Below are 12238 nucleotides of genomic sequence, written 5' to 3'. Positions count from 1 at the left end.
TGCGAGAACAAGGAAAGGGAAAGGAATATAAACAATTATATCGTGGGCAATTAAAACTGTTTGATGTTTAGAAAGACGTATGTAAATTGCACTGATACCTCGAGGCTCTGCCTCGGGGTCATTCATTAAATAAAAAAACAACCTGAAAGATGAGAGCGAAATATTTTTTCATAATTTTTTTAATATCGGTATTTATATTTTCTTCTTTCAGGATAGAAAATTCCGCAGATGATACAGGCAGAAACCGCAATGTTTGTAAAAAACTTCAGGGAAATGTTCTTCTTTATTTTATATGGACGGAGTCGCGGCAATCAAATTCATGGTCTTCTTTCGACATTAATTCTACTTTAGATTCGGTTAATATTTCAATAAAGTGGCTCGAAGAACAAGCAGCGAAAAGTGGCATAAATCTGAAATTTACTGTTGATTATTATAAAGGTGATAGCACCAATACGGTTTATCAAAACTTTAACGGCTCATTGAAAAAGGTTCTGCAAAAAACTGAAGGAATTGAAGAAGTTAATAAATGGACAGACAGGATTGTCAAGACAGCAACTGCTCTGAAAAACAGAGAACGCCTCATTGCCAAGCTCCGCGACCAATACAATATCGAAAGCGTTGCATTGATATTTATGGTAAATAATTATTTTAAAACGGATTTTTCTTTTTCATTAAATACAATGAACGACAATGATGTGGAATATTCAATCATTAGTTCAAAACATCCTGTAATTTTCGCACAGGAAATAGCGCACTTGTTCGGTGCACCCTATCTGTATTTTCATCCATCAACTTCAGACAAAAGCAATAGAAAAAAGCTTTCCGAATTATTTCCGCTTGATATTATGTCTTCACCTGAAAAAAATCTTTCGATGCTGAATATAGGCGAAATTACAAAGTATTACGTCGGCTGGACAGAAGACATAAATAAAGAATACGACAAATTAATTAAAGGAAGCAGAACGAAATTTTAATTGGAGTATTGAAAATTAAACGCCACAGATTCTGTGATAAAAAAATAATTTTTATCACAGAATCTGTGGCATATTTTATTTAACAGTTGGTATTATTTATTTTAATCTTAAATTTGCAATCTTTGTTTAACATTAAAAATCGCAAACTATGAGAAAAAAAATTGTTTGTCTTCTATCAGTTTGTTTTTTTGTTATTTCATGCAAAAATGAAAAACTTAGAAAAAGTATCTCCGAAAAATTTCCTGACGGAAAAACAAAAACAGAAGAATATTATAAATACCGTATCGAAAGTAAAGACACCGTTAATACCGAAAAAATAAAAGAAATAAAATATTGGGAAAACGGCAGCAAGCAAATGGAAGGAAATTATAAAAATAATAAAAGAAACGGATGGTGGATTTCTTATTTTCCCAATGGTAAAAAACAAAGTGAAGGCGGATTTAAAAACGACCTTGGCGAGGGGAAAAGAATTGTTTACAATGAAAACGGCAAAATACTTTATACCGGATATTATAAAAAAGGAAACCCTGATGGCAAATGGGAAATCTATGATTCAAACGGGAAAAAAATTATTGAACGAATCTATAAGGATAATAAAGTTGTGAATGAAAAGAAGTTTTAACTAAACATAAAATTGTTTTATTGCTAAGTTGTTCAATTGTTATAAAACAGCAATTTGATAATTTAGCAATTTAAAGTATAAACTGAAAATATTAGTTGATTATTTATTTTAATTTTTTTAAATGAATACAAACAATTTTAAAATAGCAATTGTCGGATTCGAAAACAATCCTTTTAAAACAGCAATAACCATAACACTTGCAAAAGCATTAAAAAATAAATATTTTCAAAAAATACAAATTGCCGATTGCAACATTGATGATTTGCAATTGAAAAATAATTTGAATACAAACGTTGTAGAAGAACTTCCTGTTGAAGTAAAATTTCCTGAAATAGATTTGAGTAAATGTAATTTGTGCGGCGATTGTGTTGGGATTTGTGAAAATGAAGCAATACTTTTAGACAAACTCATGAGCGAAATTCAAGTGCTTGAGGATTTATGTATGAGTTGCAATAAATGTATCGAATGTTGCGGCGTTTCTGCAATATCTGAAAAAAAAGCAGTTCAGGCAGGAAAAATTATTTGCAGTACTACTGAAGAAGGCATGGAGTTATTTGAAGCAAAATCCAATGAAAATGCCATATATCCGAAGCAGTTGATAAATGCACTTAAAAACAAAATGAAAAACAACGAACCGATTTTATTCGATACCGTTATTTCCGACATTACATTTGAAGACATTATTTCCAACATTGATTTTATTTTGTTATTTACCGACTCGCGTGCATCTCTTGATTTTTTTTCCGACCTCCTTGAATATATTGAAAAAAGAAAAGGATTGCTCACTTATAAAAACAATCCCGACATTAAACAAATACAGGAATTTGCACAAAAAAATAATTTCGAATTTGTTTTTGAAATACCATTTAACCCGGGTTCTGAAGAAATAAAAACAAAAGATATATTAGAAGATTTTAATAAAAATATGAACAGCTTTGAGGAATTAAGTGAGAAATTTTTTATTTAAGGAAAAGCTGAATCTATGTATGCATTATTGACAATGGATTTAAAAAAATATTCATTTTGATTTTTTTGCGAAGTAAGCAGCTTTTTCGAGTGAAGTAATCATGTCATATTCTTCAAGATAAGCATTTGGATAAACATTCAGCGGAACGGAAGAATAATTTACTATTCCTTTTATTCCTGCTTTTACAAGTTTTTCGGCAGTTTTCACAACATTATCGGGAGGTATTGTTATTATTGCGAGTGTAATATTTTTCTTTTTAGCGATACTGTTTAATTTTTCCATTGAATGACAAGGAATGCCTGAAATTACTTTATTAAATTTTTGGGGGTCAATGTCAAAAGCTGCAACAATATTTAATTTTGGTCGTTTGCCTTTAAAATATCTTGTAATTGCCCCGCCCAAGCTTCCCATTCCGATGACCGCAACATTTTGTCCTTCTTTAGTGTCAATAATACTGCCGATTTTATTAATTAATTCTTTTATATCATATCCTTTTCTTTGACTTCCTGAATAACCGATAAGCATTATGTCTCTTCTTACCTGAACCGACGTGATGTGCAGCAGTTTTGCAAGTTCATGCGAAAAAATATTGAACTTACCACTTTGAGAATAATTTAATAACGTTCTTCTATATTGACTTAACCTTTCAACAGTTTTTCCGGGTAATTCTTTCGGATTAATAGACATGAAATCTTTTTTATTTTTTAATATAATATTATATTAAACATAGTTTATTGTATTAGTGAGGTTGGGTGATGGAAGTTGGATATTTGAAGTTTTTCTGTCTTCCAGCATCCAACTTCTAACTTTGATTTCATGTTGCTTAATAATTAACACGAAGGGATTTATTAACTATTCATCGATACCAGAAACTCTTCATTAGTTTGAGTAAATTTCATTCTTTCAATCAGAAACTGCATGGCTTCAATTGGATTCATATCAGACAGGTGATTTCGAAGTATCCATAATCTTTGAAGCATTTCCTTGTCAAGCAAAAGGTCTTCTCTTCGTGTACTTGATGCATTAAGGTCTATTGCCGGATAAATTCGTTTGTTGGAAAGTTTTCGGTCGAGTTGTAATTCCATATTTCCTGTTCCTTTAAATTCTTCAAAAATAACATCGTCCATTTTTGAGCCGGTTTCAGTTAAGGCAGTTGAAATAATAGTAAGTGAACCGCCATTTTCTATTTTTCTTGCAGCGCCGAAAAAGCGTTTTGGTTTATGCAATGCATTTGAATCAACACCGCCGGAAAGCACCTTGCCTGAAGCAGGAGACACCGTGTTATAAGCTCTTGCCAAGCGGGTTATTGAATCAAGCAATATCATAACGTCATGTCCTGATTCTACAAGTCGTTTCGATTTTTCAAGAACTATATTTGCAATTTTTACGTGTCTTTCTGCGGGTTCGTCAAATGTTGAAGCAATAACTTCCGCTTTTACGCTTCTTTCCATATCGGTTACTTCTTCTGGTCTTTCGTCAACCAGCAATATTATAAGGTATATTTCGGGATGATTTGCAGCAACCGCATTTGCTATTTTTTTCAATAATGTTGTTTTTCCTGTTTTTGGCTGAGCAACAATAAGTCCTCTTTGTCCTTTGCCTATGGGAGTAAACATATCAATCAAACGGGTGCAAAGGTCATCATCTTTATGTCCTGTCAGCTTTATTTTTTCATCGGGGAAAAGAGGTGTAAGGTAATCAAATGGGATTCTGTCCCTGACAATTGTTGGCTCGAGGTTATTTATAAATTCAATTTTAATAAGCGGAAAATACTTTTCGCCTTCTTTAGGCGGACGGATAACACCTCTAACGGTATCACCTGTTTTCAAACCGAATAATTTGATTTGCGACTGTGAAACATAAATATCATCGGGTGAATTGAGATAATTGTAATCGGAAGAGCGTAGAAATCCATATCCATCTTGCATAATTTCCAATACCCCTTCGCTCGAAATAATTCCTTCAAATTCGTGATTGTTGCCGTCCTGACGCTTTTCGTAATATCTTTTTTGAGGATATTTTTCAAAGTTTTCTCTTTGCTGGGGTTCTGCTTCGCTTGTTTCTGCAGAATTATCAGCAGATTTCACTTCGCTTTCATCATTCGATTCATTAAAAAGAGGTGAACTTTCAGTTTCCCATGAAGGTTCTGTTATGTTGGAAGCCGGAATTTCAGGTTCGGGAGCAGGAATATCGTCTTTGGAAATATCGGTAAAAAGATTTTCTGCAAGAAAGGGGTCTTCTCTTTTAATGGGTTCAGGTATTATGGCATCAGCCGGAATTTGTTCTTTACTTCTCGGTTTTCTGATTTTTTTTTGTTGAACGCCATTTGAACTTCCATTATCCGGTTGTTCTGTTTTGTTATTCATTGCCTGAAAATCGAGAATAGCATAAATCAAATCCTGCTTCTTCAGAATGTCGAACTGTGGAATGTTCAAACTTTTTGCAATTTCTTTGAGGTCGGGCAAAAGCTTACTGTTCAATTCAATGATATCGTACATGTAGTAAAATAATTTTAGTTAATAAATAAAAGGATTGGTTTATAAATTCATTCAATAAATCCTGCTTAGTTTAATGTTATTCCGCAAAATGTGTAATTGGTATTTATTACAAGAAACTGTAACTTTTCGGGAATTGTTATGCAATGATACGAATAAATTTTTTAATTGCAAATTTTTTTGAACAAAATCGTATGTCTTAAATCTTTAATTATTTTTTTAGTTTACTTTTATTATAAAATTATCAAATTGCTTTTTCTCGCTGCTCGAAGCTCGTAACTTTTTTATTATTAATTGTCTATTCATTCACATATTCAGTCAAAATATTATCGTAAATATTTTTATAATCTTTAACTGTGTTCCACAATTCATCATTGATTTGTATTTTGCTTTTTGTTACATGTCCAAGCAAAGTTGAAGGAATTTTTGATTGCATCATAAAATCTATAAAGTGGATTTCATTTTTTGGATTAACAGAAACAACAATTCTGCTTTGTGATTCGCCGAACAAGAAAGCATCGGTTCTGATTTCAGCAGGGGTAATTACATCAAATCCGAGTTCATTTGGCATTGCCGATTCGAGTAATGTTATGAATAATCCACCATCGGAAACATCGTGAGCAGATTCGATAAATTTATTTTTAATTAATTTTTTTATTACCGATTGCACTTTATATTCCTCATCAATATCAAAAAACGGAGGAGGTGATAGTTTTACATTATGATATGACACGAGGTATTGCGAAGAGTTTATATCTTCTCTCGGAGTTCCTAATAAAAATATTATATCCCCGCTTTTTTTAAAATCAAGTGTCATTTGATTTTTCTTGTTATCTAGAATGCCTACCATTCCTATAACAGGTGTTGGATAAATAGGTTCGGTTTTATTATCAATAATTGTCTGGTTATAAAAACTAACGTTTCCTCCGGTTACGGGAGTTTCAAATTTTTTACATGCTTCGCTCATGCCTTTAATTGCACCAACAAATTGCCAGTATGCCTCGGAAACATAAGGATTTCCGAAATTCAAACAGTTTGTAATTGCAGCAGGTTCTCCTCCGCTGCAAACAATATTTCTTGCGGCTTCGGCAACAGCGATTTTTGCACCTGCTTCAGGGTCGGCATGAACATAACGCCCATTGCAATCAACTGTAAGCAATAGTGCTTTGTTTGTTCCTTTGATATTTACCATTGCCGCATCGGAAAGGCGATTGGTGCTCATGTTTAATGTTTGCACCATTGAATCATATTGTTCATACACCCACTTCTTTGATGCAATATTGAAATTTTTTGTTAAGCAAATTGATACTTTTTTAAAATCTTCAGGTTCGGGAATATTATTTATCGAGAATTTTTTTGTTTCTGCATAATATGCAGGTTCTTTATATTCTCTTTTATAAATCGGAGCGCCGCCGCCTAATACAAGTGAATCGGCAGGTACATGAGCAACGAGTTCACCATTCATGAAAAATTTAAGCTCGTTTCCTTTTGTTACTTTTCCAATTATTTTACAATTCAAATCCCATTTTTCGAATATTTTTTCAACTTCTTTTTCTTTTCCTTTCTTTACGACAACAAGCATTCTTTCCTGCGATTCAGAAAGTAATATTTCAAAAGGTTTCATTTGTTGCTGTCGCAATGGTACTTTATCAAGATGAATTTCCATTCCATGTTTTCCTTTTGCCGACATTTCGGAAGTTGAACAAATAATTCCGGCGGCTCCCATATCCTGCATACCAACTACTGTTCCTGATTTTATTACTTCCAAGCTTGCTTCCAAAAGAAGTTTTTCCTGAAAAGGGTCACCAACCTGAACAGAAGGAAGTTTTTCGGATGTGCTTTCAGTAATATCTTCTGACGCAAATGTAGCTCCGTGAATTCCGTCTTTTCCGGTATGTGAACCCACAATATAAACAGGATTTCCTTCTCCCTCCGAAATTGCTGAAATTGTTTCTCCGATTTTTACAATACCGACAGACATGGCATTTACTAAAGGATTTGTATTATAACATTCTTCAAAATAAACTTCACCGCCAACAACAGGTACACCAAAAGCATTGCCGTAATCACCTATACCTTTTACCACGCCTTTTAACAACCATTTTGTTTTTTCATGTTCCGGTAAGCCGAAACGAAGTGAATTTAACTGAGCAATTGGTCGCGCACCCATTGTAAAAATATCACGGTTTATTCCGCCTACACCTGTAGCTGCACCTTGGTATGGCTCAATTGCAGAAGGATGATTATGCGATTCAATTTTAAAACAACAAGCCAGACCATCGCCAATATCAATAAGTCCCGCATTCTCCTCACCGGCTTCTGTTAACAATCTTTGCCCTTTTCTCGGCAAGGTTTTTAGCCAGAAAATAGAATTTTTGTATGAACAATGTTCCGACCACATTACTGAATAAATGCTGAGTTCGGTAAAATTAGGGTTTCTGCCAAGAAGTTGTTTAATTTTTTCATATTCTTCGGGAAGAAGTCCGAGTTTTTTTGCTGCATCAAGCGTTACATCAATATCTGTCATTTTTGTTTATTAATTTCGAAATCGTGAAATTTTTTATTTATTCAATTGTTCGAATGTTCAATTGTTCGTTTGTTCTTTTTTACGCTTCTTTTTCACTCATGCTGACTTCTACATTTTGTTTTAGTTTTTCCTGCAAGTCGGTTGGCAGAAAAGAAAGAAATGTATCTCCACGCAATCCGAGGCGGATTGTTTCAACAGAAATGACTTCGTTTGTAGCAATATTTCCGAGATTTACATTTGCCCCCAGCAATTTTATAAACCATACCTGTTGGGCTTTTTGTGGTGTTTCCCACATTATTTTTTCCTGAGGAATTTTTGCGAGGATTTTATTAACAAGTGCAACATGAGGGCTACTGTTAGGTCTGTATATTCCAACATTTCCGCTTTCACGGGCTTCAGCAATCACTTTCCATGCGCCTGCATCAAGTTCACTCTGCATCATTTTAATCCATCTGTTTGGGCTGATAAGTATTCCGGCTTCCTTTGACCCTACTTCCGAGAGAACCGTAACTTTTGATGCAAGTTTTTTTATAAAATTGCATTTTTCATCATGTTCCATTTTTATTGAACCGTCTGATATTTCTGCCAAATCAAGCTTGTATTTATCAATAAGTTTTAAATAATCTTTGAACAATCCTCTTGATATAAAAGCTTCGAATAATGTTCCTCCAAAATATGGACGTATGTTTGCTTCTTTATAAAGTTTGATTTTTGTTTCAAGATTTTTTGTGATAAAGGCAGTGCCAAAGCCAAATTTAGCTATATCAATATAATCACTGCCTGATGAAATTAAATCCTCAACCTCGCGAATACTGAGACCTTTGTCCATAACCATATTAAGTCCGGTTTCACGTGGCTTTTTAGTTCTTTCGGGTAAATAAGGAATTGTAAAATTCATAAATAAATTGTTTAAAATAAATTAATATCTGATTTTTATTATACTACTAACAGCCAAAATTTAGCTTTTGCTGAAAAAAATTGTCAAATTGTTATATGAAAAATTAAAAGAAATAAAAGTAAAATATAAAAACAACAATTTAGCCATTTGTATTATAATTCAAATAATCCAAATAGTTTGAAGTATGAAAATTTGTATTATTCTAACTATAAATCTTCACTTCCATTTTGCAAAAGTACAGATAAAATATGTTTTATTTTATTATTTTTAATGCTAATAATTGCTGATTTATCTTTTTGTTGTATAAGAATTTCACAATAATCAATCCAAGCATCAATATTTTCGGGTTCTATTTCGGTTACTTTTTTATATGCTTCTTTTGCTTTTTCAAAGTCATAATTTTTTTTCATCAAATCACCATAAGAATACCAGTATTCGCCATTTTCGGGGTTTATCTCTATTGCTTTCTCGATATAAAAAGCAGCTTCCTTAAGTTTTCCGGTTTCTTCCATAATTATACTTATGCCGAACCATGCATCTGGAATTTTATCGCCGGTAAGATTTGATTTTATAATGGCTTTTTTATAATGACGAAGTGCTTTATCGTAGCATTTCATTTTTTCATAACATTCACCGATTTGATATAATAAGAAACAGTCGGGTTTAACTGAAGCAGAAATTTCGTTATAAACACCAATAGCTTCTTTGAACTTTCCATAATTCACCAATGTTGCGGCTTTATTGTAATATGCCGAAATGAATTTTTCATTTAATGCAATGGAAAAATCAAAAGCATCAATTGCTTTATCAAAGAGTTCAATGGAATTATATGCTATTCCTATGTTATACCATGCTGCTTCTGAAAAAGGGTTTTTATCAAGATATGAATTCAGAAATTTAATACAATTTTCTGATTGTCCTGTAGTTTCATAGCAATATGCTAATTCGTAAATAGCCGCATCGTTTTCATTATTTTCTTTTAAAGCAAGCAAAAGATAATTTATTGCCTTTTTATAATCACCGATATTTTCATATTCAAAAGCAATATTTGTATAAATATCATCCGGAAATTCTGAAACAGGAATGGCTTTTATATATTCTTTAATAGCAGCTTGGGGTTTTTTCATTTGACTTAAAATAGCTCCTTTTGTTAAAAGCACATCGGGATTTAAAGGGTCAAAAGTTTCACTTTCAGCAAGTATTTCAAGTGCATTTCTAAATTTCTTTAATGAAAAAAGTATTTGTGCTTTTTTTAGATAAAAAACATATGAACACGGATGCTGATTTATGGCTGCTTCTATTGCTTTAAATGCTTTTTTATTGTTGTTTTTAAAATAATAATAATCAATAATTTCTTCAAAATCCTCAACATCGAAATAATAATTCCCGCTTTTGTCCAGCATTTCTTCAAAATGGGAAATCAAAAATTTTGTTTCGTTATTATTGTATTGATAATTATCTTTCAGCATTTTTAAAAGTAAAAATATATTTGCACAAACGTATATAATATTTGTAATTTTGTTATTAAAATTAATATTTTGTTATGAACAATTAAAAGGACTGAAAGTTGAAAAGTTTTTTAAAAAATCAACTATTTATTATTCATTTTTTATTAAACCGAAATATATCAGCAACAATTTAACAATTCAACAAAAAATATATAATAAAGTTTTAAAAAATTCTTAAAACAATTTTTTTGCAGGAAAAATGGATAATGATTTATTTTATTTCATCTGTTTAAATTTTGTAAATATTTATAATTTCTGCTGTTAATTTGCTGTTCTGTTTATTTAGATTTTTTAGTTACTCGCTCCCGCAAAAGCCCACTTCTCAACCCGCTCGTGAATATCCATGCATATCTTCGTTGAAAACAGCACTGAATTTTTAATCATTTACGGTTTGTGCAACTTTTTTTAGTTGCATGGATATTTCATTTATTGCAATATTCTTTCATCAAATCTTTAGCTTGCTTAAGACCAATATCAGCAGCTTTTCTAAAATCCATACAAGCTTCATTTCTATCTCCGAGTTTGTCTTTTATAAGTCCCCGGTTATAATATGCAAAAGCATAATTAGGATTTAATTCGATTGCTTTATTATAATCCTGTATCGCTCCTGTGTTGTTTTCAAGTTTGGCTTTTGTGTTGGCAAGATTACAGTATGCATTGGAATTAATAGGATTTAATATAATAGATGAATTGTAATCCTTTATTGCTCCCTTGTAATCCCCAAGTTCATATTTTGCTAATCCACGATTCATATATGTCTGAGCATTATTATGATTTAATCCAATAGATTTCTTATAATCTTTTATTGCACTTTTATAGTTTTGAAGTTCAAACTTTGCCAATCCACGATTCATATATGCAAGAGCATATTTATGGTTTAACTCGATAGCTTTATTATGATCTTGTATTGCTCCTTTATAATCCTTAAGTTCATATTTTGCCAATCCACGATTAAAGTATAAGCTTTCATTATCAGGGTCCAACTCAATCGCCTTATTATAATCCTGCATCGCACCTTTGTAGTTTTGAAGTTTACTTCTTGCTAATCCGCGATTGATATATCCTAAAGCACTTTTGGGATTTGATTCAATAGCTTTATTGAAATCCAGAATAGCTCCTTCATAATCCTGAATATCCATTTTTGCAACTCCACGACAGTTATAAGCTAAAATGCCTTTAAAAGCATTTTCGGAATATAATCGAATAGCTTTACTATAATCACTTATTGCTCCTTTATAATCCTGAAGTTCGTGTTTTGCAAATCCACGATTAAAATACGCATCTGCATTTTTAGAATTTAATTCAATTGCCCTATTGTAATCCTCGATTGCTCCTAAGTTGTCCTGAAGCTTGGTTTTTGCAGCACCACGATAAATATACAAATCAGGATCCTTAGAGTTTAAATCAATTGCTTTATTATAATCTTCTATTGCACCTTTAAAATCCTGCCGCTTGAATTTTGCAAAACCCCAAATATGATATTCTTTAGCTGTTTGAGAAAAACCAACTGTTAAAAATGATAAATAAAATAATAAGAAAATAAATCTTATCATAATTACAGTATATTTAAAAATTAAATGCCGAATAAAAATATAACAAATATAAATAAATTTTCGTTTTAGTTTTTTCTTAATTTTGCTTTTGTAATTGCTGTAAACAAAATGGCCCTGTAGTTCAATGGACAGAACGGAAGTTTCCTAAACTTTAAATCCAGGTTCGATTCCTGGTGGGGCTACAAAACTTTAAATTTTAATACATATAAACCAATGATTAAAAAACTTTTATTTTTTCTGCTTTGTATTTTTTTACTGAATATATGTTATTCGGAAAACAAAAAAGATACTAATTCTGCAAAAAATGATTCGTTAGTTACTGATATTTCATGCGATTTTGTGAGCCGTTATATATGGCGGGGACAAGCTTATGGTTCAGCTCCTCACATTCAACCTTCATTTTTATTAACTTTTAAGAATCTTGAATTCGGTATATGGGGCTCATATAACTTTACAGGCACATATTGCGAAACCGACCCTTTTCTGAAATATACTTTTAAAGGATTTTCAGTAATTGCAACGGATTATTTTTCACATAACGAAACACATCCAAATTGCACAAAATATTCTATTTATGAAAACAAAAAAACTTCTCACATAATTGAAGCAGCATTGCAGTATAAAGGTCCCGATAATTTTCCGATAAGCATTATTGGAGCCACATACATATATGGCATTGATTACGGATGGGGAT

At 31.9% G+C, this 12238-nt stretch carries 10 protein-coding genes and 1 tRNA gene; 5 read left to right on the top strand and 6 right to left on the bottom strand.

The window, feature by feature from the left end; genetic code table 11:
• The first annotated feature begins 149 nt into the window (after nt 1-149).
• From WC223_09595 to WC223_09585, 3 genes are all read left to right on the top strand, one after another.
• On the top strand, nt 150-974 hold the full coding sequence (locus WC223_09595; protein MFA6924492.1) for a hypothetical protein: 825 nt from the start codon (nt 150-152) through the stop codon (nt 972-974).
• Nucleotides 975-1122: 148 nt separating this feature from the next.
• On the top strand, nt 1123-1596 hold the full coding sequence (locus WC223_09590; protein ID MFA6924491.1) for a hypothetical protein: 474 nt from the start codon (nt 1123-1125) through the stop codon (nt 1594-1596).
• A 121-nt stretch (nt 1597-1717) separates the two neighbouring features.
• Entirely contained in the window at nt 1718-2563 is an 846-nt protein-coding gene (locus tag WC223_09585) for a 4Fe-4S binding protein (protein ID MFA6924490.1), read from the top strand.
• A 51-nt stretch (nt 2564-2614) separates the two neighbouring features.
• Here WC223_09585 and WC223_09580 read toward each other — a convergent pair whose 3' ends face one another.
• From WC223_09580 to WC223_09555, 6 genes are all read right to left on the bottom strand, one after another.
• Entirely contained in the window at nt 2615-3250 is a 636-nt protein-coding gene (locus WC223_09580) for a redox-sensing transcriptional repressor Rex (GenBank protein MFA6924489.1), read from the bottom strand.
• 161 nt (nt 3251-3411) lie between these two features.
• Nucleotides 3412-5061, bottom strand: a complete 1650-nt coding sequence (rho, locus tag WC223_09575) for a transcription termination factor Rho (protein MFA6924488.1) — start codon at nt 5059-5061, stop codon at nt 3412-3414.
• A gap of 295 nt (nt 5062-5356) precedes the next feature.
• On the bottom strand, nt 5357-7585 hold the full coding sequence (gene purL, locus WC223_09570) for a phosphoribosylformylglycinamidine synthase subunit PurL (protein ID MFA6924487.1): 2229 nt from the start codon (nt 7583-7585) through the stop codon (nt 5357-5359).
• 79 nt (nt 7586-7664) lie between these two features.
• Nucleotides 7665-8483 (bottom strand): phosphosulfolactate synthase, encoded by an 819-nt coding sequence (locus WC223_09565; protein ID MFA6924486.1) that lies wholly within the window; start codon nt 8481-8483, stop codon nt 7665-7667.
• Between the two features lie 206 nt (nt 8484-8689).
• Nucleotides 8690-9952 carry a tetratricopeptide repeat protein gene (locus tag WC223_09560; protein MFA6924485.1) on the bottom strand — a complete coding sequence of 421 codons (1263 nt, stop codon included), beginning with the start codon at nt 9950-9952 and terminating at the stop codon, nt 8690-8692.
• 461 nt (nt 9953-10413) lie between these two features.
• Nucleotides 10414-11544 (bottom strand): tetratricopeptide repeat protein, encoded by a 1131-nt coding sequence (locus WC223_09555; protein MFA6924484.1) that lies wholly within the window; start codon nt 11542-11544, stop codon nt 10414-10416.
• Between the two features lie 110 nt (nt 11545-11654).
• Here WC223_09555 and WC223_09550 point away from each other — a divergent pair.
• Together WC223_09550 and WC223_09545 are read left to right on the top strand one after the other, a co-directional pair.
• Nucleotides 11655-11726: transfer RNA gene (locus tag WC223_09550), tRNA-Arg, on the top strand.
• A 31-nt stretch (nt 11727-11757) separates the two neighbouring features.
• Nucleotides 11758-12238, top strand: a 481-nt coding sequence (locus tag WC223_09545; GenBank protein ID MFA6924483.1) for a hypothetical protein, incomplete at its 3' end; no start/stop codon positions are given.

This window comes from Bacteroidales bacterium (assembly GCA_041671145.1).
In the GTDB taxonomy this organism is placed as follows: Bacteria; Bacteroidota; Bacteroidia; order Bacteroidales; family JAHJDW01; genus JAQUPB01.
Note: the sequence above shows the minus strand (reverse complement) of the source record. Positions and strands in the feature narration are given on the sequence as shown.

What these genes read in the sequence shown, in the direction of transcription:
- WC223_09595 (MFA6924492.1), top strand. Translation starts at nt 150, where the DNA reads ATGAGAGCGAAATATTTTTTCATAATTTTTTTAATATCGGTATTTATA.
- WC223_09590 (MFA6924491.1), top strand. Translation starts at nt 1,123, where the DNA reads ATGAGAAAAAAAATTGTTTGTCTTCTATCAGTTTGTTTTTTTGTTATT.
- WC223_09585 (MFA6924490.1), top strand. Translation starts at nt 1,718, where the DNA reads ATGAATACAAACAATTTTAAAATAGCAATTGTCGGATTCGAAAACAAT.
- WC223_09580 (MFA6924489.1), bottom strand. Translation starts at nt 3,250, where the DNA reads ATGTCTATTAATCCGAAAGAATTACCCGGAAAAACTGTTGAAAGGTTA.
- rho (MFA6924488.1), bottom strand. Translation starts at nt 5,061, where the DNA reads ATGTACGATATCATTGAATTGAACAGTAAGCTTTTGCCCGACCTCAAA.
- purL (MFA6924487.1), bottom strand. Translation starts at nt 7,585, where the DNA reads ATGACAGATATTGATGTAACGCTTGATGCAGCAAAAAAACTCGGACTT.
- WC223_09565 (MFA6924486.1), bottom strand. Translation starts at nt 8,483, where the DNA reads ATGAATTTTACAATTCCTTATTTACCCGAAAGAACTAAAAAGCCACGT.
- WC223_09560 (MFA6924485.1), bottom strand. Translation starts at nt 9,952, where the DNA reads ATGCTGAAAGATAATTATCAATACAATAATAACGAAACAAAATTTTTG.
- WC223_09555 (MFA6924484.1), bottom strand. Translation starts at nt 11,544, where the DNA reads ATGATAAGATTTATTTTCTTATTATTTTATTTATCATTTTTAACAGTT.